This is a genomic window from Geobacillus sp. JS12, assembly GCF_001592395.1.
Classification (GTDB): Bacteria; Bacillota; Bacilli; order Bacillales; family Anoxybacillaceae; genus Geobacillus; species Geobacillus zalihae.
The window spans coordinates 3,268,350-3,292,500 of sequence record NZ_CP014749.1 but is presented as its reverse complement, the minus strand read 5'-3'; the positions used below and the strand labels follow the sequence as shown (position 1 = coordinate 3,292,500).

Genomic DNA, 24,151 nt, shown 5'->3' with positions numbered 1-24,151 from the left:
TTCCGGACAACGCTCGCCCCCTACGTATTACCGCGGCTGCTGGCACGTAGTTAGCCGGGGCTTTCTCGTGAGGTACCGTCACCGCGCCGCCCTCTTCGAACGGCGCTCCTTCGTCCCTCACAACAGAGCTTTACGACCCGAAGGCCTTCTTCGCTCACGCGGCGTCGCTCCGTCAGGCTTTCGCCCATTGCGGAAGATTCCCTACTGCTGCCTCCCGTAGGAGTCTGGGCCGTGTCTCAGTCCCAGTGTGGCCGGTCACCCTCTCAGGCCAGCTACGCATCGTCGCCTTGGTGAGCCGTTACCTCACCAACTAGCTAATGCGCCGCGGGCCCATCCGCAAGTGACAGCCAAAGGCCGCCTTTCAACCAAAGACCATGCGGTCTTCGGTGTTATCCGGTATTAGCTCCGGTTTCCCGGAGTTATCCCGGTCTTGCGGGCAGGTTGCCCACGTGTTACTCACCCGTCCGCCGCTGACCAAACGAGAGCAAGCTCCCGTTCGGTCCGCTCGACTTGCATGTATTAGGCACGCCGCCAGCGTTCGTCCTGAGCCAGGATCAAACTCTCCAAAAGAAAGTTGATTGGCTTTTGCTTTGGCCAAAGCGGCCTCCGCTTTTCGTCGCGCTTCGTTTCGTTCAGTTTTCAAGGAACGAGACCTCTTCTTGAACTTGCTTCGTTGCAGTCTTGCGCCGAGGAACCCAATCCCCCCGAATTCACTAGAAGACACAGGCGCAAAGTTGCTGCATTGAAACAACTTCTCTGCTGATTTGCAGTCTTGAACTGAAGAATAGATGAAGCTTCCTATTGCAAACAGCTCTTTTATACTAACATGCCTCTTTTTTCTTGTCAAGATCTTTTCCGTTGCTTTTCGTCACTCACCGCTATCGAACACTCTGTCGGATTAGCGACGATTTTTAATATACCACTTACCAATCAAAAATGCAATATCTTTTTTAAGGGAATTTCAAGAACCGACGCCAGACCGTTCCTTTAGGCTTCCTCCATCTCTTCGACGGTAAGAGGACTGGCAAATAAGTTTCATAACCGCCATGGCTGTCCGCATAAGATGTTATGAGGACAACGATTTTACAATGCAAAAAAGGGGGCCGATGTCATGTTTTACGCGTTGAACAGACGGACGCTGAAAAAAGCTCTCATTATTATCTGCTCCGCCTTTTTCACCGCCGTTGTCTTGTACGCTTATGAAATGAACCGTCCCGTTTTTTCGCTTCCTTCTGGGCCGAAGGCGGTATATAAAGTGGACAACGCCCGCAATGAGGTGGCGTTGACGTTCGATATCAGCTGGGGAGATGAGAATGCAGACAAAATTTTGGATGTCTTGAAGCAGCATGGGATTCAAAACGCGACCTTTTTCTTATCCGCCTCATGGGCCGAACGCCATCCAGCCGTGGTGAAGCGGATCAAAGAGGAGGGGCATGAGATTGGCAGTATGGGATATAACTTTGTCAACTATACGGAACTTGAGAACGCCAAAATCCGTCAAGATTTAATGATGGCGAAAAAAGTGTTTGACATGTTGGGAATGAAACAGGTTGAGCTGCTGCGCCCCCCTGGGGGAACTTCAACAAAAATGTGTTAAAGGTTGCTCAGTCCCTCGGCTACACTGTCGTCCATTGGAGCATTGACTCGAAAGACTGGCTCAACCCTGGGACAGACCAAATTGTTGAGAACGTCACGAGGGACCTGGAACCGGGCGATATCGTGCTCCTTCACGCATCTGACTCGGCAAAACAGACAGCCAAAGCGCTGCCGAAAATTATCGCTTCCATGAAAGAAAACGGCTACAAAAACGTCAACCTCTCCGAGCTGTTGGCGAATGGCGAAGCCGAAAGCCGCGGGATCGAGTGACACGTTCCGACAGCGGCCTGCGCCGGTGCGGTTGGATTGCGGCGGCAGACAAGCCGCCAATTGGAATGATTGGCTTTTGGCGAACACGCCGTTTTTTTCGCGGCTGCCATAAGAAAACAGGCGGCGCCTTGCTTTCTTTATTGTTTCGCGCCGCCTGTCAATTTATGCAGTATAAGAAGCTGGTATGCATTGCATACTAATAAAGGAATCAACATCAAATACAGCCAATCACGGTCGTTGATGCGCAACACGGGAAACCATTCAATGACCGTAACGACGACCATAAAGAACAAAGCCGGAACGAACGCCCCTTTGTTCGTCTGTGCGCTCTTGACGTAGGCAACAACGAGACCAACCACCAAAATGAACAATGCGGTCAATAGATACGGAATGATTGAATCGCCCTTGTCCGCAAACGCCATGTAGCGGAAATACACTAAATCGAACAGCACGAACATGATCAAAACAACCTGTACAGCGTTCCATAGCGAACGGAAGATGCCAAGCCCGAACCGGTGGACAGTTAAATAAGCAAAAAACCCCGCCTGACTGATGACGCTGAAAATAAAGCCAACACCGATATGCCATAACAAAACAGCCATAAATTCGACCATTTCCAGGCGCAACAGCAAGCGCCCGAATTCTTCCCAGTTGAAAACAATGCCGACGGCCGCCGTGGCGATGCCGCCGATCAGCAGCGTCGATAAAAATAAACGCACCCATTTGCGGCTGTTCACAGCTTCATCCTCCATCATTTCAGCATAACCCGCTTACCATTTTACCAGCGCCCTTGTGAAAAAGCCAGCTCCGATCTCCCCCATGTATATTTTTTTCGCCAACATTCATATTAAGGGTGAGGGATTTTTGCAGAAAGGAGCTCACTTTCATGAACAAATGCCTACCGCTCCTCTTGCTCAGTTTTCTCGTTCTTGGTTCCTGTGCCCCTCAAGAAATCAGCCCCCCTCCCCCGGATTATGACGAAACGAAAAAGATGGTTGTTGACATTTTAAAAACCGACGAGGGGAAAAAGGCGATTCAAGATATTATGTCGGAAGATCAGATGAAGCAGCAACTAGTCATAGATCAAAAAGCTGTAAAAGAAACGCTGCAACAAATGCTGACATCCGATCAAGGAAAAAAGTTCTGGGAAAGTGCGTTAAAAGACCCGAAATTCGCTGAAAGTTTTGCCAAAGGGCTGCAAGCAGAACATGAAAAAATGATGAAGGCGCTCATGAAAGATCCCGATTACCAGGCGCTGATGATCGATATTTTAAAAGATCCAGAAATGGAAAAAGCCATGGTCGATGTCTTAAAAAGCAAAGAGTTCCGCCAGCATTTGCAAAAGGTGATCACGGAAACGTTGAACAGCCCGCTGTATCAGGCGAAAATTCAAGATATGTTGATGAAAGCAGCTGAAAAGGTTCAGCAAGGCGGAGAAAAACAAGAAGAAGAAGGCGGAGGGGAAGGGGAGAGGGAGAAGAAAGCACCGGCAACCAACAAGGCGGAGGAGGTTAATCAAGCAAAAAAGCGTCCGTGCGCTGAAACCCGCCAACGCTCTAATCGGCGGTTTCTCGCCATCGGACGCTTTTTGTGAAACCGATTAATATTTCGCAACGATTTTGCGGGCGATATCCATATAAATTTTCCCGATCGGATGATCTTCTGCGTAAACGGACGGAGCGAAGTCGTCGTCGTTCCAATCCGGCTGCTGAAGCGGCAGCTGCCCTAACAGCTCGGTTTGCAGCTCTTTGGCCAGCTTTTCTCCGCCACCCTTGCCGAAGACATACTCCCGCTCCCCTGTTTTCCGGCTCTCGTAGTACGACATATTTTCGATCACGCCGATAATTTCATGTTCGGTGCGCAACGCCATTGCCCCAGCGCGGGCAGCGACAAACGCAGCGGTCGGATGCGGAGTCGTGACGATAATTTCTTTGCACGACGGCAAGAGCGTATGGACGTCCAAGGCGACGTCGCCCGTACCAGGCGGCAAGTCAAGCAGCAAGTAATCCAAGTCTCCCCATTCGACCTCTTTGAAAAAGTTGTTCAACATTTTCCCAAGCATCGGGCCGCGCCAAATGACCGGGGCGTTGTCCTCGACGAAAAAGGCCATCGAAATGACTTTTACGCCAAACCGTTCGACCGGGATGATTTTGTCTCCCCTCACCGTCGGGCGCTCGGTGATTCCCATCATGTCCGGAACACTGAACCCGTAAATGTCCGCGTCAATCAACCCGACTTTTTTGCCGAGCCGGGCGAGCGCCACCGCCAAATTGACGGAAACGGTCGACTTGCCGACACCACCTTTGCCGCTGGCAATGGCGATATACGTCGTTTTTTGCTTGTTTTCGCTATATTTCTCCACCACATCGCGCGGCAGTTCGGCGAACCGCAGCCCGACCGTTGCAGCACCCGCATCTTTTAGCTGCTCGACGATCGCCGTTTGCACGCGAAGCTGCTCGGGCGTTCCGGTTTTGGCGAGCGCGATTTTCACGCTGACATGGTTTTTCTCTTCCTTAATTTTGATTTCTTGAATGGCATTCGTCTCTTTAAACGTTTTGTTTAAAAAGGGATCTTTCATCTTTTCAAGAATGGCGCGCACTTCAGTTTCCGTCAACATCGTATTCACCAACCCTTTTGCAAATCAATGGTCATTTCTACGTGTTATCATACCATAAATCGGCAGACGGCCGCCATGTTTGACTCGCTCCCGCACGTCCCCGCGGTTGAAAAAGGGGAATTTCGAATTCCTTTTGGCGAAACAAGGCCGGTCGGCTGTCTGTCTCCTCTGTTCCGACCTTAAAAAATCCCCGCTACTCGCGAGGCGTATGTTCATTGGAAAAGTAGCGGAGCACTCCTTTATAAATCGAGGCGGCCAGCTTCGTTTGGTAGCCATCAGACACAAGCAGCTCTCGCTCATCGGGATTCGACAAAAACCCAACCTCGACAAGCGCGCCGGGGATTTTTGCATGCTTGAGCAAATAGACGGTATCAATCATTTTTGCCAGTCGATGGGTGTTCTCCAAATTGCGCCGCAATTCCGCTTGGATCAATCTCGCCAGCCGCTCGTTTTCGATGAAAGACCCGTAATAAAACGTCTGCGCCCCTCGCCAACGCGGCGACGGGATGGCGTTGAGATGGATGCTGATGAAAAGATCGGCATTCGATCGATTGACGAAAGCCGTTCGTTCGAGCAAATCCTCCGTTTTCCGTCGGCTGTAGCCGCGTGTGGACGGGCTGGCCAAGTCCCGATCCGTCTCGCGCGTCATCAGGACGAGCGCCCCTTGCTGCTGCAGATAATCGCGCAGCTTTTTCGCCACGTTGAGCGCGATGTCCTTTTCCACCGCCTCACCACCGACGGCGCCGCCGTCCGGCCCACCATGGCCGGGGTCCAATACGATGATTCTCCCCGATAATGGGAGATTCCATGGTTTTGTTGATGTCAAATCGGAAAATAAAGACGGAAATAGCAAAGTGCTCATAAGGGCGACGGCAGCAAAAGCGACCAGCCACTTCCATTTTTCTTTCATTGTTTCTCCTCCCGCACGTTTCCCTTCTCTATCTTATATGGGACAAGGCGCGGGAATAGAACTCATTCAGCGAAGTTTTAGACGATGCCGTTTTTTGCCCCGCTCAAATCCTTCCGTCCACCAGTTGCCGATATATTGTTCACACGCGTCATACAGCGACTGGCTGAGGAAATCGTTGTCGATATTGCCCCAAAAGCAAAGAAAATCAAACAGCGTATCGATCAAATATTTTTCTTCTTGAGCACATCGACAGCGTACGCTGGCCGCAGGCTCCCCATAATAGCCGAATCGGCTGTAGCGAGCGCCGAGCAAATACGCTTCAATGGCCAGATCAATGCAGCCTTCCTCCACAACGGATGGGAACATCCGATACGCCGTATAAAACGGAACAAAGTGCTCAAGCGCTTTGGTCCGTAATTTCTCAAGCGACAGTTCGCGCAACATGTTCCGTTCATAGCGAAGCTGCTTTTCCTGCCTTTTTTCCGCCAATGAAGTGATGACTGTCATCGTCTTTCACGCTCCTTTACGATGTAGTGTCTAACGATCGCTCACAATCATACGCGCGGGCGAAAAGCAGAAATAAGCAAAAAACCCAGCCAAATCGGCTGGGTTGGAACATCGCGCGATTAACGTTTCGAGAATTGCGGAGCGCGGCGGGCGCCTTTGAGCCCGTATTTTTTGCGTTCTTTCACACGAGCATCGCGCGTCAGCAAACCGGCCCGTTTCAGCACCGTGCGGAACTCCGGATCGACTTCAAGCAACGCACGGGCGATGCCATGGCGAATCGCACCGGCTTGGCCGGCAAATCCGCCGCCTTGGACGTTCACCAAAACGTCGTAGCTGCCAAGCGTTTCGGTCAGTACGAGCGGCTGTTTGACCATTTCGATGAGCGCTTCCGACGGAATGTACTCGCGAATGTCACGTTTATTCACAATGATGCGGCCATCGCCCGGGACAAGGCGGACACGGGCGACCGAGCTTTTGCGACGACCTGTGCCGTAATATTGTACTTGTGCCAAAATCATACCCTCCCTTATGATTATCCGCGAAGTTCATACACTTCTGGTTTTTGTGCTTGATGCGGATGTTCGCTTCCACGGTAAACGTGCAACTTTTTGAACATTTGCCGGCCAAGGCTGCCTTTTGGAAGCATGCCGCGCACCGCACGTTCGATCATTTGTTCCGGGTAGTTCGTACGCATTTCCAGCGCTGTTCTTACTTTTAAGCCACCCGGATATAAGCTGTGGCGATAGTACAGTTTTTTCGTCAACTTTTTCCCAGTCAGTTCAACTTTGTCCGCATTGATGACGATGACGTGATCTCCGCAGTCAACATGCGGAGTGAACGTCGGTTTATGTTTGCCGCGCAACAGCGCCGCTACTTCGCTGGCTAAGCGGCCTAACGTTTTGCCAGCTGCGTCGACAACGTACCATTTACGCTCTACTTCATTCGGTTTCGCCATATAAGTCGTACGCAATGCAGTTCCCTCCTAAAATAAAAAATGAACAAACAAATGGTCGTTTATTTCAACACGATTATGGTCCGGGGCTAATCGTGGAAAATACATGCCATATGATATAATAGCTTGCCGGCGCGCCAATGTCAAGAAGATGTTACACAAGGACTCGTTGCCGTGACATACTCCCACCACCTACGCTTCGCTTAGAGGTGGGGGCTTCTCGGGTAATCCCATCTCATGATGGGAAGTTGACCGAGCGATCCCCGTGTGCCCCACGGTTCGAGGACAAATTAGACGATCGCCAATCGTTTCATGCCCTCATGTTTGATATTGATGGCCGCATTGACGTCCCTGTCGCTCTCGAATCCACATTCACAGCGGAATGTACGCTCAGAAAGCGATAGAGACTCCTTGACTCGACCGCAGTACGAACACGTTTTGGACGAGGGGAACCATTTGTCGATTTTGATCAGCTTCTTCCCCTGTTCTTCCAATTTGTACCGAAGGAAAGTGATAAACATGCCCCAGCCATTGTCATGAACTCGTTGACCGAAATGGAGGGCTTGGGACATCCCTTTCATGTTGAGGTCTTCGATGACCACGCAATCATACCGTTTCGCTAATTTGTGCGACTCCTTATGCAGAAAGTCTTTTCGTTGGTTCGCAATTTTTTCATGCAGCTTCGCTGCTTTCAGACGCTGTTTATGCCAACGATTCGAGCCTTTCTTTTTACGAGACCATTTACGCTGTTCTTTCGCTAATGTTTCCAATGCTTTGCGATAGAATCGAGGATAATTGGCTCTCTTACCCTCGCTATCGACATACAGCGTACTCATGGAAAAGTCAAGCCCAACAACCGTTTGCACTTCTTTTAGGGCAGGTTGATGTTCGTACTCTGTGAGAATAGAAATATAGTATTTTCCTGTTTTGGTTTTCGTGATCGTACAAGACTTGATGATATGGTGGGCAGGAATCTCCCGATGTTGCTTGAGCTTGATCCATTTCAGTTTGGGCAGCTTGATATAGCCATCTGAAAGCTTGATGTTGCCATTCACCACATTTGTGGTGTACGACTGTTTCGCCTTGCGGTTTTTGAACTTGGGAAATCCAGCGCGGCCAGAAAAGAAGTGTTGAAACGCTTTCTGCAAATTTAGATTTAGTTGAGCATTTGCCAGCGCAAGGCTGTCCACTTCTTTTAGCCAAGGAAACTCCTTTTTGTACTTGGCAGGGGTCGGAAATGTTTGCTGTTTCAAGGATTCTTGATCGTCCTTGAACTTTTCAAACATTTGTATGCGCTCTTCAAGCATTTTGTTGTAAACGAAACGGACACAGCCGAAGGTTTTGGCGAGCCGTTGTTCTTGTTCTTTTGTTGGGTATAGACGGAACTGATAGGCTTTGTTTGCCATATCGACGCCACATCACTTCATACCTTGATTTTCTATATATTTTTTTATTCCTTCAATGGGCGCACCACCCGTTGTAAGCAGGCAAAAGCTTCTTGACCAAAAATATTCTTTCCACAGTTTTCTTTTCACTTGCGGAAAATGCTTTTTGATCAGTCGAGAACTTGCACTTTTATAGGCATTGATGAACTTGGATCATTCACGATTTGGATGTGCTTTGAACAAAATATGCACATGGTCCATATCGTGATTCCATTCGACCAAGGAAATATTGTAATTTTTACCCAATCTCACAAACATATCTTTTGCATAGTCAGATATGGTATCATCAATCACTGGTCTGCGATATTTTACAACCAGAAGATCATACAACAGGAACACTGAATGGTTATTATTGTCTAATTTCATTGATACAACAGCCTTTCATTTTTCTAAAACTGACTATATCATAACACACAAAAAAAGAGACAACTTTAGGCTATACCTAACCGAAATTCATCTCCCACTTTCACTTCATTTCGAAGTGAGGGACTTCTTTCGGAAAGATGTTAAAAAGCCGGGGAAAACCATCAGCCATCCGCCAATGAGTGGTCCAAACATTCATCCTCATAGTATACGCGCCATAAATACAGCCCTTCGGCCGGCGCGGTTGGACCCGCGAGGCGCCGATCTTTCGCCGCAAGCAACATCGAAATGTCGGCGGGAGAACGCTTCCCTTGACCGATCTCCAACACCGTGCCAACGATAATGCGCACCATGTTGTATAAAAAGCCGCTGCCGACAAACCGAAACTCGAGCATCGGGCCGTCGGCCTTCACTTCAGCCCGATACATGGTGCGCACCCGGTCTTCGATCGACGTTTTGGCGGAACAAAAGCTTGTAAAATCGTGCGTTCCATGAAGCAAACCAAGCGCCTCGTTCATCGCGCTGATATGAAGCGAATATGGATGCCATGCGCAATAATGGCGGCGAAACACGTCGCGCTCGGCAGCCGTCCATACTTTATAGCGGTATTCTTTCGCTTTCGCCGAAAAACGGGCGTGGAAGTCTGCATCGGCCTCCTGTACAAAGCGAACGACGATATCATCCGGCAGCTGGGCGTTCAACGCCTTTTTCCACTGCTCCGAGGAAAGGGAAAGCGACGTATCAAAGTGGATCACTTGGCCATAGGCATGAACGCCGGCATCCGTCCTTCCCGAAGCCGCCACACGCACTTTTGTCCCTTTATGCATCCGCCGAAGCACTTCCTCAAACTCGCCTTGCACCGTCCGCTTTCCCGGCTGGATTTGGTAGCCGGAAAAGTGGGTGCCATCATAGGCAATGATGCATTTGATCCGTGTTGTCATGGCCTTCCTCCGCTATGATCGTAATAGACAAAGCAATGCAAAAAGCAGCGCCACGGCCGCTAAAAACACGGTGTCCACCGGCTTCCAAGCGAGCTGGCGGAATTTCGTCCGCCCTTCCCCGCCGCGGTAGCCGCGCGCCTCCATGGCTGTCGCCAGCTCATCGGCTCGTTTGAACGAGCTGATAAACAGAGGCACAAGCAGTGAGACAATGGCTTTCATCCGTTCGGAAAAACGGCCGCCAGAAAAATCAACGCCGCGGGCCGCCTGTGCTTTCATAATTTTTTCCGTCTCTTCCATCAACGTTGGAATGAATCGAAGCGAAATGGCCATCATCAAGGCGAGCTCATGGACAGGAACGCGCATCTTTTTGAGCGGCCCAAGCAAGCTTTCGACGCCATCGGTCACTTCAATCGGCGTCGTCGTCAACGTCAACATCGTCGTCATCAATACAAGGAGCAAAAACCTTAGGGAAATAAAGACCCCTTGCTTGATGCCGCCTTCATATACAGAGAGCGCACCGATTTGGTAGATGACGTCTCCTTCTTTCGTCATGAATAGATGCAACAGCAATGTAAACAACACAACCCATAAAATCGGTTTCAAGCCGCGGGCAATGAACGAAAACGGGATGCGAGACAGCGCTGCAAAGGCAAACGCAAACAGCGACAGCAGTGCATACGTCGCCGCATTGTTCGCCAAAAAGACGATCAGGACGTAAGCAAACACGATCAATAGTTTGGCGCGCGGATCTAAGCGATGAATGACGGAATGACCAGGCACATATTGCCCGATAATCAAAGGATTCGTCATGGACGCTCACCTTTGGCGAACAATTGCTGGATGGCTTCCGCTGTCTGTTCCAACGTCAAGCATGGCGACGGAATGACAACGCCGAACCGCTTTTCGAGCTGCTGTTTCAATTTGACCGTTTCCGGCACACTCAAACCGATGGCAGCCAGTTTGTCAGCGTCGCGAAACATCTCTTCCGGCGTTCCGTGGCCCCATACCGTTCCTTCATGCATGACGATGATCTCATCAGCGTACCGAGCTGCATCTTCCATGCTGTGGGTGACGAGAATGGTTGTCAACTGCTTCTCACGATGGAGGCGATAAAACATCTCCATCATCTCTTTGCGCCCGCGCGGATCAAGGCCCGCGGTCGGTTCATCGAGCACGAGCACTTCTGGTTCAAGCGCGAGCACGCCGGCGATGGCGACGCGCCGCATTTGCCCTCCGCTCAAATCAAACGGCGATTTCGCCAATACGTCTTCACTCAATCCGACGAGCTTAATGAGCTCCCGCGCCTTCCGCTTCGCCTCGTCTTCCGGCACGCCAAAATTGAGCGGGCCAAAACAAATATCTTTCTCCACCGTTTCTTCAAACAACTGGTGCTCCGGGAACTGGAAGACGACCCCGACCTTTTTGCGCAGCGGTTTCAGCTGCTTTGGCCGCTTATGGCTCGTGATCGTCTCTTCGCCGATCTTCACCGCGCCGCTTGTCGGCTGCAGCAACCCGTTTAAATGCTGAAGGAGGGTCGATTTTCCTGAGCCCGTATGCCCAACCACGGCGACGTACGCCCCGCTTCGGATTGCGACATTGACATCATAGAGCGCCCGACGGGCAAGCGGTGAACGGGCGTTGTACACATGCTCTACTTTTTCGAATACAATGTCCATAGCTCCTCGACCAACTCCTCTGTCGTGAAATATCCAGCCCGAAGCGGAATGCCTTGTTCCCGCAAGCGACTGCCCATTTTCACGGCAAACGGCAAATCAAGACCGATGCGCTCGAGCTTGCTTCCGAGCCGAAAGATTTGCTCCGGCGTCCCTTCTGCCATCACTTCGCCTTTGTTCATCACAATGAGGCGGTCCGCCTTCGCCGCCTCTTCCAAATCATGGGTAATTGACAAGACGGTAATGCGCTGCTGGCGGTTCAGGCGGCGCACCGTCTCAAGCACTTCTTCCCTTCCACGCGGGTCAAGCATCGATGTCGCTTCGTCCAAAATGATCATATCGGGGCGGAGCGCCAAAATGCCAGCGATGGCGACGCGCTGTTTTTGCCCCCCAGACAACCGGTGCGGCTCATAATGGAGAAACGGCTCCATATGGACTTGGCGAATGGCTTCGCGAATGCGCTCGACCATTTCCAAGCGCGGAATGCCGTTGTTTTCAAGGGCAAAAGCGATGTCGTCTTCCACGGTCGCACCGACAAACTGGTTGTCCGGGTTCTGGAACACAAGGCCAACGCGGCGGCGCACCTCCCAAACGGTTGCGTCGTTCAAAAGGCGTCCAAACAAGCGAATGGCGCCCCGCTCCGGCCGAAGCAAGCCGATCAGCATCCGAGCGATGGTCGATTTGCCGGATCCGTTATGGCCGACGATCGCTAACCACTCCCCGCGCTCGGCCGTGAAGCTGACGTTTTGCACCGCATAGTCGGATTGATTTGGATAGCGAAAGGACACTCCCTCGATCGACAAGATTGGTTCGGCCATGATCGTTTCCCCTTGCTTCGCCGCGTTGCAAACGCAGCCTGCTAAATGATGGTAAACAAAAAAGGGCATAGATCCAGTTCAAACGAAACTGTCTCGCCCTTGTTGAAATGAAACCGTTACACGAGTTCAATAATGACCATCGGCGCCCCGTCACCGCGGCGAGGACCAAGTTTCATAATGCGCGTATAGCCGCCTTGGCGATCTTGGTAGCGCGGCGCAATGTCGCTGAACAGCTTTTGCAACGCATCCTGGCCGGTTTCGCTGTTGGCGACCTCCTTGCGGATGAATGCCGCTGCTTGGCGGCGGGCATGCAAATCGCCGCGTTTGCCGAGCGTAATCATTTTTTCCATGACCGAGCGCAGTTCTTTCGCCCGCGCTTCCGTCGTTTCAATGCGTTCGTTGATGATTAAGTCTGTTGCCAAGTCGCGAAGCAGTGCTTTTCGTTGCGAAGTCGTGCGTCCTAATTTTCTGTACGACATCAAATGTCCCTCCCTTTTAAAGTGATGTGTTCCTCATGGTGGTCATCATCAAAGCGATATGGTGAAAGTGTGTTTCCGGCTTGCCGGCGGAGGCCGGCACTTAGTCGTCTTTGCGCAGGCTGAGGCCAAGCTCAGCCAGTTTCGCTTTCACTTCCTCAAGCGACTTGCGGCCGAGGTTGCGCACTTTCATCATATCTTCTTCCGTTTTTTGCGTCAGTTCTTGAACAGTGTTGATGCCGGCTCGCTTCAAGCAATTGTAGGAACGAACCGAAAGATCGAGTTCCTCGATCGTCATTTCGAGCACTTTTTCTTTTTGATCGTCCTCTTTCTCCACCATGATCTCCGCATTTTGCGCCTCATCCGTCAAGCCGACAAAAATGTTCAGGTGCTCCGTTAAAATTTTCGCTCCAAGGGAAATGGCCTCTTTCGGCCCGATGCTTCCATCCGTCCACACATCAATGGTCAGCTTGTCATAGTCCGTCACTTGGCCGACCCTTGTATTCTCGACTTGATAGGAAACTCGGGAGACCGGCGTATAAATGGAATCGATCGGAATGACGCCGATGGGCTGGTCTTCGCGCTTATTCGCCTCAGCAGGAACATATCCGCGCCCCCGCTTGGCGGTCATGCGCATGCGCAGGCGGCCGCCTTCCGCCAGCGTCGCGATATGAAGGTCCGGGTTTAAAATTTCTACATCGCTGTCGTGAGTGATATCGGCAGCCGTGACAACTCCTTCACCCTGCACATCAATCTCCAACGTTTTCTCTTCGTCTGAATAAATTTTCAACGCTAGTTTTTTGATATTCAAAATGATAGCTGTCACATCTTCAACGACGCCGTCAATCGTTGAAAACTCATGCAAGACGCCGTCGATTTGCACCGATGTTACAGCTGCACCAGGGAGTGAAGACAATAGGATACGACGCAAGGAGTTCCCTAAGGTTGTACCATATCCACGCTCAAGCGGTTCGACGACGAATTTGCCATATTTGGCATCTTCGCTCAGTTCGACCGTTTCAATTTTCGGCTTTTCAATTTCAATCATCGATTATTATACCCTCCTTCAAAACGTCGAGACCCCGATCAAACGGTACACGCCTAACAACATTCCCCCATGAATCTCTCTTTACGCTTGCCTGCCATGGTCTTTATCATATCCCATTATTGACAATGGTGCAAATTCTATACAGGGGCGTTACACGCGGCGACGTTTTGGCGGACGGCATCCATTGTGCGGGATTGGAGTGACGTCTTTGATCGCCGTAATTTCCAACCCGGCTGCTTGCAATGCACGGATCGCTGCCTCGCGGCCAGCCCCCGGACCTTTGACGTTCACTTCGACCGTTTTCATGCCATGCTCCATCGACGCTTTCGCTGCTGCTTCAGCCGCCATTTGCGCCGCAAACGGCGTTGATTTGCGCGAACCTTTGAACCCCAGCGAACCAGCGCTCGCCCAAGCAATGGCGTTGCCATGAACGTCCGTAATCGTCACGATCGTGTTGTTGAACGTTGAACGGATATGGGCGATGCCTGTATCAATATTTTTTCTTACCCGGCGTTTACGAGTGTTTGTTCTGCGTGCCATTCGTCAAATGACCTCCTTTGCGTAATTATTTTTTCTTGTTCGCTACCGTGCGGCGCGGACCTTTGCGCGTGCGGGCATTGTTTTTCGTGTTTTGGCCGCGAACCGGCAATCCGCGGCGATGGCGAAGACCACGATAGCAGCCGATCTCCATCAACCGTTTAATATTTAACGATACTTCACGCCGCAAATCGCCTTCCACTTTTAAGCGGCCGACGATTTCACGAATGCGGCCAAGCTCTTCTTCCGTTAAGTCGCGAACGCGTGTGTCTTCCGATACGCCGGCTTCTTTTAAGATTTTTTGTGCTGTCGGTTTGCCGATCCCATAAATGTATGTTAACGAAATGACTACCCGTTTATCACGCGGAATATCGACACCTGCAATGCGTGCCATATGATACACCTCCTTGAAAATTACCCTTGGCGTTGTTTATGCTTCGGATTTTCACAAATGATCATGACTTTGCCGCGTCTGCGAATAACTTTGCACTTTTCGCAAATCGGTTTGACAGATGGTCTTACTTTCATGTTGTTTACCTCCCTAATTGAACGGAGTGCATTCCTTTATTTATATCGATACGTGATCCGTCCACGCGTCAAATCATACGGCGACAGCTCCACCGTCACCCGGTCGCCAGGCAAAATGCGAATGAAATGCATGCGGATCTTGCCGGATACATGAGCCAACACCGTGTGCCCATTTTCTAATTCTACACGAAACATCGCATTTGGCAATGTTTCGATGACGGTGCCTTCCACTTCAATTACATCATCTTTCGCCATCGAGCGGCTCTCCCTCCTTCGAATGAGTAACATTGTGTTACGCAAAACCGAACGTGATATCCATGATGATCGAGAAGACGTTTACCCCTTCCCACTTATGAAGTGGGAGACTCATTTCCACAATGTGTTAAAATTTCGCAGCCATCTTCTGTAATGACAATCGTATGTTCGAAATGGGCGCACCGTTTTCCATCGGCCGTGACGACGGTCCAATCGTCGGTCAACGTTTTCACGTAACGGCTGCCGGCATTGACCATCGGTTCGATGCACAGCGCCATCCCTGGCCGCAAAATCGGGCCTTTGTTCGGTGGCCCATAATGTGGGATTTGTGGGTCTTCATGTAAGTGTTGACCAATTCCATGTCCGACATACTCGCGAACAACGGAAAAGTGATGCGCTTCGACATACGTTTGAATCGCATGGGAGATGTTCGTTAAACGAGCGCCCGGTTTTGCCTCGGCGAGCCCGACGTACAGCGATTGCTCTGCCACGTCAAGCAACCGTTTCGTCTCGGCGTCAATCTCCCCGACCGGATACGTCCAGGCCGAGTCGGCGTGATAGCCTTCATACTGCGCGCCGACATCGATCGTAATAATATCGCCTTCCCGCAATGCGCGGCCGCTGGGAATCCCGTGCACAAGCTCTTCATTCACCGAGGCGCAAATGCTCCCTGGAAACCCTTGATACCCTTTAAACGACGGAATGGCGCCATGGGAACGAATCACTTCCTCCGCGATGGCGTCCAGTTCCTTTGTTGTGATCCCGGGACGAATGTGCTTTTGCAATTCTTTCAATGTAAGGAAAACGATTTTTCCCGCCTCGCGCATCAAAGCAATTTCCTGCGCGGTTTTGCAACGAATCATCGAGCAAGTCCCCGAGCACTTCACAAATATCAGCAAACACCTTTTCCATTTCCTGTTCGCCGTTAATGTGGCGCAAATAGCCTTTTTGCTCGTAAAAATCGAGGAGCGGCTTCATTTGTTTCATATTCACCTCAAGCCGATTGGCCACCGTTGCTTCATTATCATCGGGGCGCTGGTACAGATCGCCACCGCATTTATCGCATACGCCCGGTTTCGCCGGCGGATGAAAAACGAGATGGTACGTTGCTCCGCAGTTGCGGCAAATACGTCTGCCGGTCAGGCGCTCCATTAAGACCTCTTGGCGAACGTCGATATGGATGACATAGTCAAGCTTGCGCCCGATTTCCGAAAGCAACGTTTCAAGCGCTTCTGCTTGGGCGACCGTGCGCGGGAATCCATCGAGCAAAAAACCATTTTGGCAATCCTCTTTGCTCAGCCGTTCGCGGACGATGCCGATCGTCACCTCATCCGGCACAAGATCACCGCGGTCCATATACTGCTTTGCCTGCAACCCTAACGGCGTCCCTTCTTTGATCGCCGCTCGAAACATATCTCCCGTTGAAATATGCGGAATTCCGTAAGCCTCGACAATTTTCCCGGCCTGCGTGCCTTTGCCGGCACCCGGCAGCCCCATCAGCACTAAATTCATCCTAACTCCCCCTATCGGCAAGGGACGTCCGTTCTTGCCTTCTTTATTTGATGAATCCACGGTAATGACGTTTCACCAGCTGGCTCTCAAGCTGCTTCATCGTCTCAAGCGCCACGCCGACGACAATAAGCAAGCTCGTACCGCCGATTCGTGCGGAAGACGGCAAGTTGGCAAAGTTCACAAAGAACACCGGCAGCACAGCGACAACCGCCAAAAAGATTGATCCGACCAGCGTCAGCCGGTATAAAATTCTCGTCACGTACTCTTGTGTGTTTTTCCCAGGGCGAATACCTGGGATGTAGCCGCCTTGTTTTTTCAAGTTGTCCGCCATCTGCTCCGGATTGACTTGAACAAACGCATAAAAGTACGTAAACGCGATGATGAGCACGACGTAAATGATCATCCCAACCGGGTGCGTATAATCAAACGTTCGGCGAATCCACAATGTTACATCATTCGTGCCAAAAAACGATGCAATGGTCGGTGGTGCAATCAAAAACGATACAGCGAAAATGACCGGAATAACTCCCGCTGGGTTCACTTTGAGCGGCAAATGAGTCGAGTGGCCGCCCACCGGGCTTCGGCCCTCAAGCCGCTTCGCGTATTGAATCGGAATTTTCCGGAACGCCTGCTGAATGTAAATGACACCAACGATGACGGCAACGACCGCCAACGCCACAAGAAGGAGCCGGACGATGCGCAAAAACACATCTTCCCCGACATTTTCAAACTGTTGAGCGTAAATTTGGTTCAAGACCGTCGGAATGCCTGAGACAATCCCGGCGAAAATAATGATCGAAATGCCATTGCCCACGCCTTTCGCGGTGATCTGTTCGCCGAGCCACATTAAAAATGCGGTGCCGGCGGTCAAGACAACCGCGATCAGCAAATACGTGCCGATGCCCGGATTTCGAATGAGCATCCCGCCAGCCAAGTTGTTAAAGCCGTACGACATGCCGATGGCTTGGATAAACCCGAGAACGACCGTGAAATAGCGGGTAAACTGAGCTAATTTACGCCGGCCAACCTCGCCTTGCTTCGACCACTCCGTAAATTTTGGAACAACGTCCATTTGCAGCAGTTGGACGATAATCGATGCCGTGATATAGGGCATAACCCCCATGGCAAAAATCGAAAAGTTTCGCAGCGCCCCGCCGCCGAAAATGTTCAGGACGCCGAATGCATTCAATTCATCTTGCAGTTTTAACACATCCGCGTTCACGCCCGGAACAGGGATGAACGTTCCAATGCGGAACACGATCAACATAAGAAGAGTGAAAATAATTTTGTTTCGAATATCACTGACGCGCATAAAGTTGGAGATTGTCCGAAACATTAAATCACCTCAGTTTTACCGCCAGCCGCCTCAATGGCCTCTTTCGCCGATGCCGAGAACTTATGCGCTTTGACCGTCAGCTTTTTCTCGATTTGGCCTTTGCCCAAAATTTTCACGCCCGATTTCAACTTGCTGATGACGCCCGTCTCAAGAAGCAATTCCGGCGTTACTTCCGTTCCGTCTTCAAAACGGTTCAGCTTTTCCAGATTCACAACAGCATACTCTTTCCGATTGATGTTCGTAAATCCTCGTTTCGGCAAGCGGCGGAACAGCGGAGTTTGACCGCCTTCAAACCCAAGACGAACTCCTCCACCCGAGCGGGCATTTTGACCTTTTTGACCGCGGCCGGACGTTTTGCCGTTGCCCGAACCGATCCCGCGGCCGACGCGCACAGCTTTCTTTCGGGATCCCGGCGCTGGTTTTAGTTCATGAAGTTTCATGGCAAAGCACCTCCTTATGATTCATTATTCTTCAATTTCTTTGACTTTGACAAGGTGGGCCACTTTGTTGATCATCCCGCGGATCGCAGGATTGTCATTGTGGATGACCGTTTGATGCATTTTTCGCAGGCCGAGCGTTCTGACGGTAACGCGTTGGTCTTCCGGACGGCCAATCACGCTGCGCGTGAGGGTAATCGCCAGTTTTTTTGCCATGATCGTTCCCTCCTTATCCTAACAGTTCCTCGACTGTTTTGCCGCGCAATCTCGCTACGTCTTCGGCGCGTTTTAATTGTTTCAGCCCATCAAACGTTGCGCGCACCATGTTGATTGGCGTGTTTGAACCGATCGATTTCGACAAGATGTCGCTGATGCCCGCCAGCTCTAATACAGCACGCGCCGGACCCCCAGCGATGACCCCGGTACCTTCGGAAGCGGGTTTCAAAATGATTTCCCCGGCACCGAAATGGCCGATGACTTCATGCGGAATCGTTGTGCCGACGATCGGCACTTCAATTAAGTTTTTCTTCGCATCTTCAATCGCTTTGCGGATCGCTTCTGGAACCTCTTGTGCTTTTCCGGTGCCAAATCCGACATGGCCGTTTTTATCGCCGACGACGACGAGAGCTGAAAAGCGCAGGCGACGTCCGCCTTTCACGACTTTTGCTACACGGTTGACCGCGACTACACGCTCTTCCAATTCAAGTTTGTTTGGATCGATACGACGCATCGTTGTCCCTCCTTTGTAATTAGAATTCCAAGCCGGCTTCGCGGGCGGCGTCTGCCAATGCTTTTACCCGTCCGTGATATAAATACCCGCCACGGTCGAACACGACTTTTTTAATGCCTTTTTCCAATGCACGTTTGGCGACAAGTTCGCCGACTTTTTTCGCTGCCTCAATGTTGTTCGTCGAATCCAAGCCAAACTCTTTGTCCAACGTCGAGGCGCTGACGATCGTTGACGATTTTGTATCATCGATAATTTGCGCGTAAATATGTTTATTGGAACGGAACACGCTCAACCGCGGACGTTCAGCCGTGCCGAAGATTTTTTTGCGGATGCGCGCGTGTCTTTTCTTCCGAACCGCGTTTCGGTCCACTTTCGTGATCATCGAATGTCACTCCTTTCGCTTCGCTATGCCGCGTTATTTACCAGTTTTGCCTTCTTTCAGGCGCACAAGTTCACCTTCGTAGCGGATGCCTTTGCCTTTATACGGCTCTGGCGGACGAACCGCGCGAATGTTGGCGGCCAGTTCGCCGACGCGCTGTTTGTCTACCCCTTTGACGATGATTTTCGTTTGGGATGGCACTTCAATTTCAAGGCCTTCTTCCGGCTCAATTTCTACCGGATGAGAATAACCGACGCTCAATACAAGCTTTTTCCCTTGTTTCGACGCCCGGTACCCGACACCAACGAGTTCGAGCGCTTTTTCATAACCTTTCGAAACGCCTTCGACCATGTTGGCGAGCAAGCTGCGCGTCGTGCCATGGAGCGCGCGATGATGTTTTTCATCGCTTGGACGCGTAACCGTGATGACATTGCCCTCAACCGTGATCGTCATATCTGGATGGAACGTGCGGGTCAGCTCCCCTTTCGGCCCTTTGACCGTAACCGTGTTGCCGTTGACCGTAACGGTGACACCGGCAGGAATTTCAATTGGTTTTTTGCCGACACGTGACATGTCAAAAACACCTCCATTCTTGAACAGATAGATTACCAAACGTAGGCGATTACTTCGCCGCCCGTGCCTTTTTGCCGTGCTTCTTTGTCTGTTAAGATGCCCTGCGATGTCGAAAGAATCGCGATCCCTAAGCCGTTTAGGACGCGCGGCACTTCATGGGCTTTGACGTAAACGCGCAACCCCGGTTTGCTGATGCGTTTCAGCCCGGTAATGACACGTTCGTTGTTCGGACCGTATTTCAAGAAGATGCGGAGAATGCCTTGTTTGTTGTCTTCGATATATTCATAATCACGAATAAACCCTTCGCGTTTTAAAATTTCCGCGATTTCCCGCTTGATTTTCGAAGCCGGGACTTCGAGCTTTTCGTGACGCACCATATTCGCATTGCGGATGCGAGTCAGCATATCAGCAATTGGATCTGTCATCACCATTATGTTTTACCTCCTTCCCAATCAATGGGTTAATTACCAACTGGCTTTTTTGATGCCTGGAAGTTGACCTTTGTATGCGAGCTCACGGAAACAAATACGGCACAATTTGAATTTGCGATAGACCGAGTGCGGGCGGCCGCAGCGCTCGCAACGGGTGTACGCTCTCACTTTAAACTTCGGCGTCCGTTTTTGTTTCGCGATCATCGATTTTTTAGCCACGATTTCGCCTCCCTTGCGTTATGGGATCATTATTTTTGGAATGGCATGCCGAGCAACGCCAGCAGTTCACGAGCTTCTTCATCCGTGTTGGCCGTTGTGACGATCACGATGTCCATGCCGCGCACTTTGTTCACTTTATCGTAGTCAATCTCAGGGAAAATGAGCTGTTCTTTAATGCCGAGCGTATAGTTGCCGCGGCCGTCAAACGACTTTTTCGATACGCCGCGGAAGTCGCGCACGCGCGGAAGCGAGACCGAAATCAACTTATCGAGAAACTCATACATCCGTTCGCCGCGCAGCGTCACTTTCGCACCGATCGGCATCCCTTGACGAAGACGGAAGCCGGCGATCGATTTTTTCGCACGCGTTACCACCGGACGCTGACCGGCGATCAGCGTCAGCTCTTCAACGGCGCTGTCTAATGCTTTCGGGTTTTGCACCGCGTCGCCGACACCCATGTTGATGACGATTTTTTCGATTTTCGGCACTTGCATGATCGATTTATAGTTGAACTTGCTCATGAGAGCAGGTACGACTTCGTTTACATACTTCTCTTTCAGGCGGTTCATAAAGGTACCTCCTTTCCTGCGTCACGGTTATTTATCTAAAATCTCTCCGGATTTTTTCGCGTAGCGCACTTTTTTGCCGTCGACAATTTTGTAGCCGATGCGCGTCGGTTCACCCGTTTTCGGGTCGAGCGGCATGACTTTCGAAACGTGGATCGGCGCTTCCTTCTCAATGATGCCGCCTTGCGGGTTCGCTTGCGACGGTTTCGCATGCTTTTTCACAATGTTGACGCCCTCAACGATGACGCGGTTTTTCTTCGGAAACGCCGCCAGAATGACGCCTTGCTTGCCTTTGTCTTTGCCGGAGATTACTTGCACTTTATCGCCTTTTTTTACATGCATCGCATTCGCACCTCCTTGAAACGCTGTTCCGTTCCATTAAATAACTTCCGGAGCTAAAGAAATGATTTTCATGAAGTCTTTATCGCGCAATTCACGGGCAACCGGTCCGAAAATCCGCGTGCCGCGCGGGCTTTTGTCATCACGGATGATGACGCAGGCGTTTTCGTCAAAGCGGATGTACGAACCGTCCGGACGGCGCACCCCGCGTTTCGTACGAACAACAACTGCTTTCACGACTTGACCTTTTTTAACAACGCCACCTGGTGTCGCATCTTTGACCGTCGCCACAACGACGTCGCCGATGTTCGCATAGCGGCGACCCGAGCCTCCGAGCACTTTAATGACAAGCACTTCGCGTGCACCAGAGTTATCAGCTACTTTCAAGCGAGATTCTTGTTGAATCATCGACGAAACCTCCTTTCGGAATTATCTCTCCGAACTAAGTGAAGAACGATTACAGAACAACCGATTTTTCGATGACTTCCACTAAGCGGAAGCGTTTTGTGGCCGACAGCGGGCGAGTTTCCATAATTTTCACGATATCGCCGACTTTCGCGATGTTATGTTCATCATGCGCTTTATATTTTTTCGAATATTTCACGCGTTTGCCGTACAGCGGATGTTTTTTGTACGTTTCGACCAACACGGTGATCGTTTTGTCCATTTTGTCCGATACAACCCGCCCGACATACACTTTGCGTTGATTGCGTTGGCTCATTCCACAAACCTCCTCTCAAACACATTATTTATTGGCAGCGAGCTCACGTTCGCGAATAATCGTTTTCATGCGGGCGATGTCTTTGCGCACTTGGCGGATGCGCGCCGTGTTTTCCAATTGACCTGTGGCCAGTTGGAAGCGAAGGTTGAACAATTCTTCCTTCAATGCTTTAATTTTTTGTTCGATCTCGGCAGTGGTCAACTCACGGATTTCTTTCGCTTTCATTACGCTTCACCACCAGTTTCTTCACGTTTTACAAATTTGCATTTGATCGGAAGTTTGTGAGAAGCGAGACGCAATGCTTCACGTGCCACTTCCTCAGAAACACCGCCCACTTCAAACATCACTTTGCCTGGTTTGACAACGGCGACCCAGCCTTCCGGCGCCCCTTTACCAGAACCCATCCGCACTTCAAGCGGTTTCGCTGTGTACGGTTTCGAAGGGAAAATGCGGATCCATACTTTTCCGCCCCGTCTCATGTAACGGGTCATCGCCCGACGGGCTGCTTCGATTTGCCGGTTCGTAATCCAAGCTGATTCTAATGCTTGCAACCCAAATTCACCGAAATGAACTTCCGTGCCGCCTTTCGCCCGGCCTTTCATCCGTCCGCGATGTTCACGGCGATATTTGACGCGTTTTGGCATTAACATGATTATTTTCCTCCTTCCTCAGCTTTTTTCTTGGTCGGAAGGACTTCTCCACGATAAATCCATACTTTCACGCCGATTTTTCCGTACGTCGTATCGGCTTCTGCCGTTCCATAGTCAATGTCAGCGCGCAGCGTATGGAGTGGAACCGTCCCTTCGCTGTAATGCTCCGAACGAGCGATGTCAGCCCCGCCCAAACGGCCGGATACCATCGTTTTGATCCCTTTCGCCCCAGCGCGCATCGCACGTTGGATCGCTTGTTTTTGCGCCCGGCGGAACGATACGCGGTTTTCAAGCTGACGAGCGATATTTTCAGCAACAAGACGTGCATCCAAGTCTGGTTTTTTGATTTCTACAATGTTGATATGGACGCGTTTACCGGTCAATTGCGCGAGCGCTTTACGGAGCGCTTCCACTTCCGAACCGCCTTTCCCGATGACCATGCCCGGTTTGGCGGTATGGATCGTTACGTTGACCCGGTTGGCTGCCCGTTCAATCTCCACGCGGGAGACGGCCGCGTCTTGCAGGCGTTTGCTAATGTATTCACGGATTTTCAAGTCTTCGTGCAACAGATCTGCATAGTCTTTTTCCGCATACCATCTCGATTCCCAGTCACGAATGATGCCGATGCGCAGACCGATCGGGTTGACCTTTTGACCCACGGATTATCCCTCCTTCTTTTCTGAAACGACGATCGTAATATGGCTTGTGCGTTTGTTAATGGCGCTTGCCCGTCCCATGGCGCGCGGACGGAACCGTTTCAGCGTCGGACCTTCGTCGACATACGCTTGAGTAATGACCAAGTTGTTGACGTCCATGTCATAGTTGTGTTCAGCGTTGGCAACTGCTGATTTCAACACTTTCTCAATGATCGGGGAAGCTGCTTTTGGTGTATGGCGCAAAATAGCGAACGCTTCGCCCACTTCTTTCCCGCGAATCAAGTCAATGACTAAGCGCGCTTTACGAGGAGCGATGCGAACGGTTCTTGCAACAGCTTTAGCTTGCATATCTAGAACCTCCTCTCATTACCGTTTCGTTTTCTTGTCATCGCCAGCATGGCCGCGGAACGTGCGCGTCGGCGCAAATTCGCCGAGTTTGTGCCCGACCATGTCTTCCGTGATGTAGACCGGAACATGTTTGCGGCCATCGTACACCGCGATCGTATGCCCGACAAACTGCGGGAAGATCGTCGAACGGCGAGACCACGTTTTGATCACTTGTTTTTGCCCTGTTGCATTCAGTTTTTCGATTTTTTTCATCAAATGCTCATCGCAAAACGGACCTTTTTTCAAGCTGCGACCCATAAGTGAACCTCCCTTCTGAAT

At 50.9% G+C, this 24,151-nt stretch carries 35 protein-coding genes, 1 rRNA gene and 4 pseudogenes (1 of these 40 running past the window's edge); 2 read left to right on the top strand and 38 right to left on the bottom strand.

Annotated features, from left to right (window positions below):
* Nucleotides 1-570: ribosomal RNA gene (locus A0V43_RS16210) — 16S ribosomal RNA — on the bottom strand (it extends 988 nt beyond the left edge of the window).
* Nucleotides 571-1,111: 541 nt separating this feature from the next.
* Between A0V43_RS16210 and pdaB the strand changes: the two are divergent.
* Nucleotides 1,112-1,866: pseudogene (gene pdaB, locus A0V43_RS16205) on the top strand (polysaccharide deacetylase family sporulation protein PdaB).
* Nucleotides 1,867-2,003: 137 nt separating this feature from the next.
* Here pdaB and A0V43_RS16200 read toward each other — a convergent pair.
* Entirely contained in the window at nucleotides 2,004-2,603 is a 600-nt protein-coding gene (locus tag A0V43_RS16200) for a KinB-signaling pathway activation protein (protein WP_013143992.1), read from the bottom strand.
* A gap of 149 nt (nucleotides 2,604-2,752) precedes the next feature.
* Here A0V43_RS16200 and gerD point away from each other — a divergent pair.
* Nucleotides 2,753-3,381, top strand: a pseudogene (gene gerD / locus A0V43_RS16195) (spore germination lipoprotein GerD).
* A gap of 85 nt (nucleotides 3,382-3,466) precedes the next feature.
* Here gerD and A0V43_RS16190 read toward each other — a convergent pair.
* From A0V43_RS16190 to rpsS, 36 genes and pseudogenes are all read right to left on the bottom strand, one after another.
* Nucleotides 3,467-4,483, bottom strand: a complete 1,017-nt coding sequence (locus tag A0V43_RS16190) for an Mrp/NBP35 family ATP-binding protein (RefSeq protein WP_011229655.1) — start codon at nucleotides 4,481-4,483, stop codon at nucleotides 3,467-3,469.
* 193 nt (nucleotides 4,484-4,676) lie between these two features.
* Complete coding sequence (gene cwlD, locus A0V43_RS16185; RefSeq protein ID WP_063193553.1) at nucleotides 4,677-5,393, bottom strand: N-acetylmuramoyl-L-alanine amidase CwlD; 717 nt, start codon at nucleotides 5,391-5,393, stop codon at nucleotides 4,677-4,679.
* Nucleotides 5,394-5,459: 66 nt separating this feature from the next.
* Complete coding sequence (locus tag A0V43_RS16180; RefSeq protein ID WP_015373733.1) at nucleotides 5,460-5,900, bottom strand: YbaK family protein; 441 nt, start codon at nucleotides 5,898-5,900, stop codon at nucleotides 5,460-5,462.
* A gap of 119 nt (nucleotides 5,901-6,019) precedes the next feature.
* Nucleotides 6,020-6,412, bottom strand: coding sequence for a 30S ribosomal protein S9 (gene rpsI / locus A0V43_RS16175; RefSeq protein WP_025950570.1), 393 nt, complete (start codon nucleotides 6,410-6,412; stop codon nucleotides 6,020-6,022).
* Between the two features lie 20 nt (nucleotides 6,413-6,432).
* Entirely contained in the window at nucleotides 6,433-6,870 is a 438-nt protein-coding gene (gene rplM, locus A0V43_RS16170) for a 50S ribosomal protein L13 (protein ID WP_011229651.1), read from the bottom strand.
* 272 nt (nucleotides 6,871-7,142) lie between these two features.
* Nucleotides 7,143-8,258: an RNA-guided endonuclease InsQ/TnpB family protein gene (locus A0V43_RS16165; RefSeq protein ID WP_063193552.1), complete on the bottom strand. Its 1,116-nt coding sequence runs from the start codon at nucleotides 8,256-8,258 to the stop codon at nucleotides 7,143-7,145.
* A 12-nt stretch (nucleotides 8,259-8,270) separates the two neighbouring features.
* Nucleotides 8,271-8,663: pseudogene (gene tnpA, locus A0V43_RS19460) on the bottom strand (IS200/IS605 family transposase).
* A 161-nt stretch (nucleotides 8,664-8,824) separates the two neighbouring features.
* Nucleotides 8,825-9,601: a tRNA pseudouridine(38-40) synthase TruA gene (truA, locus tag A0V43_RS16160; RefSeq protein WP_015373731.1), complete on the bottom strand. Its 777-nt coding sequence runs from the start codon at nucleotides 9,599-9,601 to the stop codon at nucleotides 8,825-8,827.
* A 12-nt stretch (nucleotides 9,602-9,613) separates the two neighbouring features.
* The gene (locus A0V43_RS16155; RefSeq protein ID WP_063193551.1) at nucleotides 9,614-10,411 is read right to left on the bottom strand and encodes an energy-coupling factor transporter transmembrane component T family protein; all 798 of its coding nucleotides are present in this window, start codon (nucleotides 10,409-10,411) and stop codon (nucleotides 9,614-9,616) included.
* Nucleotides 10,408-11,277: an energy-coupling factor ABC transporter ATP-binding protein gene (locus A0V43_RS16150; RefSeq protein WP_063193550.1), complete on the bottom strand. Its 870-nt coding sequence runs from the start codon at nucleotides 11,275-11,277 to the stop codon at nucleotides 10,408-10,410. The genes A0V43_RS16155 and A0V43_RS16150 overlap by 4 nt, the downstream gene beginning before the upstream one ends.
* Complete coding sequence (locus A0V43_RS16145; protein ID WP_011229647.1) at nucleotides 11,253-12,092, bottom strand: energy-coupling factor ABC transporter ATP-binding protein; 840 nt, start codon at nucleotides 12,090-12,092, stop codon at nucleotides 11,253-11,255. The genes A0V43_RS16150 and A0V43_RS16145 overlap by 25 nt, the downstream gene beginning before the upstream one ends.
* Nucleotides 12,093-12,208: 116 nt before the next feature.
* Nucleotides 12,209-12,571, bottom strand: a complete 363-nt coding sequence (gene rplQ, locus A0V43_RS16140) for a 50S ribosomal protein L17 (RefSeq protein ID WP_011229646.1) — start codon at nucleotides 12,569-12,571, stop codon at nucleotides 12,209-12,211.
* Nucleotides 12,572-12,671: 100 nt separating this feature from the next.
* On the bottom strand, nucleotides 12,672-13,616 hold the full coding sequence (locus A0V43_RS16135) for a DNA-directed RNA polymerase subunit alpha (RefSeq protein WP_011229645.1): 945 nt from the start codon (nucleotides 13,614-13,616) through the stop codon (nucleotides 12,672-12,674).
* Between the two features lie 150 nt (nucleotides 13,617-13,766).
* Entirely contained in the window at nucleotides 13,767-14,156 is a 390-nt protein-coding gene (gene rpsK, locus A0V43_RS16130) for a 30S ribosomal protein S11 (protein WP_011229644.1), read from the bottom strand.
* Nucleotides 14,157-14,181: 25 nt separating this feature from the next.
* Nucleotides 14,182-14,547: a 30S ribosomal protein S13 gene (rpsM, locus tag A0V43_RS16125; RefSeq protein ID WP_008881920.1), complete on the bottom strand. Its 366-nt coding sequence runs from the start codon at nucleotides 14,545-14,547 to the stop codon at nucleotides 14,182-14,184.
* Between the two features lie 20 nt (nucleotides 14,548-14,567).
* A complete protein-coding gene (gene rpmJ, locus A0V43_RS16120; RefSeq protein WP_011229643.1) occupies nucleotides 14,568-14,681 on the bottom strand; it encodes a 50S ribosomal protein L36 in 114 nt (37 codons plus the stop codon).
* A 36-nt stretch (nucleotides 14,682-14,717) separates the two neighbouring features.
* On the bottom strand, nucleotides 14,718-14,936 hold the full coding sequence (gene infA, locus A0V43_RS16115; protein ID WP_011229642.1) for a translation initiation factor IF-1: 219 nt from the start codon (nucleotides 14,934-14,936) through the stop codon (nucleotides 14,718-14,720).
* Between the two features lie 95 nt (nucleotides 14,937-15,031).
* Nucleotides 15,032-15,799, bottom strand: a complete 768-nt coding sequence (gene map / locus A0V43_RS16110; protein ID WP_063193549.1) for a type I methionyl aminopeptidase — start codon at nucleotides 15,797-15,799, stop codon at nucleotides 15,032-15,034.
* A 4-nt stretch (nucleotides 15,800-15,803) separates the two neighbouring features.
* A pseudogene (locus A0V43_RS16105) lies at nucleotides 15,804-16,448 on the bottom strand (adenylate kinase); the annotation flags it as partial.
* Nucleotides 16,449-16,491: 43 nt separating this feature from the next.
* Nucleotides 16,492-17,784: a preprotein translocase subunit SecY gene (gene secY / locus A0V43_RS16100; protein WP_012820491.1), complete on the bottom strand. Its 1,293-nt coding sequence runs from the start codon at nucleotides 17,782-17,784 to the stop codon at nucleotides 16,492-16,494.
* Nucleotides 17,784-18,224: a 50S ribosomal protein L15 gene (gene rplO / locus A0V43_RS16095; protein ID WP_013143982.1), complete on the bottom strand. Its 441-nt coding sequence runs from the start codon at nucleotides 18,222-18,224 to the stop codon at nucleotides 17,784-17,786. The genes secY and rplO overlap by 1 nt, the downstream gene beginning before the upstream one ends.
* Nucleotides 18,225-18,248: 24 nt before the next feature.
* A complete protein-coding gene (gene rpmD, locus A0V43_RS16090) occupies nucleotides 18,249-18,437 on the bottom strand; it encodes a 50S ribosomal protein L30 (RefSeq protein WP_011229637.1) in 189 nt (62 codons plus the stop codon).
* A 13-nt stretch (nucleotides 18,438-18,450) separates the two neighbouring features.
* On the bottom strand, nucleotides 18,451-18,951 hold the full coding sequence (gene rpsE, locus A0V43_RS16085; protein WP_011229636.1) for a 30S ribosomal protein S5: 501 nt from the start codon (nucleotides 18,949-18,951) through the stop codon (nucleotides 18,451-18,453).
* Between the two features lie 19 nt (nucleotides 18,952-18,970).
* Nucleotides 18,971-19,333, bottom strand: a complete 363-nt coding sequence (gene rplR, locus A0V43_RS16080) for a 50S ribosomal protein L18 (RefSeq protein ID WP_011229635.1) — start codon at nucleotides 19,331-19,333, stop codon at nucleotides 18,971-18,973.
* 33 nt (nucleotides 19,334-19,366) lie between these two features.
* Entirely contained in the window at nucleotides 19,367-19,903 is a 537-nt protein-coding gene (gene rplF, locus A0V43_RS16075; protein ID WP_063193548.1) for a 50S ribosomal protein L6, read from the bottom strand.
* 32 nt (nucleotides 19,904-19,935) lie between these two features.
* Nucleotides 19,936-20,334 carry a 30S ribosomal protein S8 gene (rpsH, locus tag A0V43_RS16070; RefSeq protein ID WP_012820490.1) on the bottom strand — a complete coding sequence of 133 codons (399 nt, stop codon included), beginning with the start codon at nucleotides 20,332-20,334 and terminating at the stop codon, nucleotides 19,936-19,938.
* A gap of 33 nt (nucleotides 20,335-20,367) precedes the next feature.
* Nucleotides 20,368-20,553 (bottom strand): type Z 30S ribosomal protein S14, encoded by a 186-nt coding sequence (locus A0V43_RS16065; protein WP_003247599.1) that lies wholly within the window; start codon nucleotides 20,551-20,553, stop codon nucleotides 20,368-20,370.
* Between the two features lie 29 nt (nucleotides 20,554-20,582).
* Entirely contained in the window at nucleotides 20,583-21,122 is a 540-nt protein-coding gene (rplE, locus tag A0V43_RS16060; RefSeq protein ID WP_012820489.1) for a 50S ribosomal protein L5, read from the bottom strand.
* A 27-nt stretch (nucleotides 21,123-21,149) separates the two neighbouring features.
* A complete protein-coding gene (rplX, locus tag A0V43_RS16055) occupies nucleotides 21,150-21,461 on the bottom strand; it encodes a 50S ribosomal protein L24 (protein WP_011229631.1) in 312 nt (103 codons plus the stop codon).
* 36 nt (nucleotides 21,462-21,497) lie between these two features.
* Nucleotides 21,498-21,866, bottom strand: a complete 369-nt coding sequence (gene rplN / locus A0V43_RS16050; RefSeq protein WP_011229630.1) for a 50S ribosomal protein L14 — start codon at nucleotides 21,864-21,866, stop codon at nucleotides 21,498-21,500.
* A gap of 49 nt (nucleotides 21,867-21,915) precedes the next feature.
* Entirely contained in the window at nucleotides 21,916-22,179 is a 264-nt protein-coding gene (rpsQ, locus tag A0V43_RS16045; protein ID WP_012820488.1) for a 30S ribosomal protein S17, read from the bottom strand.
* Nucleotides 22,180-22,203: 24 nt separating this feature from the next.
* On the bottom strand, nucleotides 22,204-22,404 hold the full coding sequence (gene rpmC, locus A0V43_RS16040) for a 50S ribosomal protein L29 (RefSeq protein WP_011229628.1): 201 nt from the start codon (nucleotides 22,402-22,404) through the stop codon (nucleotides 22,204-22,206).
* Entirely contained in the window at nucleotides 22,404-22,829 is a 426-nt protein-coding gene (gene rplP / locus A0V43_RS16035) for a 50S ribosomal protein L16 (RefSeq protein ID WP_011229627.1), read from the bottom strand. Before rplP ends, rpmC begins: the two co-directional genes overlap by 1 nt.
* 2 nt (nucleotides 22,830-22,831) lie before the next feature.
* Nucleotides 22,832-23,488: a 30S ribosomal protein S3 gene (gene rpsC / locus A0V43_RS16030; RefSeq protein WP_011229626.1), complete on the bottom strand. Its 657-nt coding sequence runs from the start codon at nucleotides 23,486-23,488 to the stop codon at nucleotides 22,832-22,834.
* A 3-nt stretch (nucleotides 23,489-23,491) separates the two neighbouring features.
* Nucleotides 23,492-23,833 carry a 50S ribosomal protein L22 gene (gene rplV / locus A0V43_RS16025; protein WP_011229625.1) on the bottom strand — a complete coding sequence of 114 codons (342 nt, stop codon included), beginning with the start codon at nucleotides 23,831-23,833 and terminating at the stop codon, nucleotides 23,492-23,494.
* Between the two features lie 18 nt (nucleotides 23,834-23,851).
* The gene (gene rpsS, locus A0V43_RS16020) at nucleotides 23,852-24,130 is read right to left on the bottom strand and encodes a 30S ribosomal protein S19 (protein ID WP_011229624.1); all 279 of its coding nucleotides are present in this window, start codon (nucleotides 24,128-24,130) and stop codon (nucleotides 23,852-23,854) included.
* Between the last annotated feature and the right edge of the window lie 21 nt (nucleotides 24,131-24,151).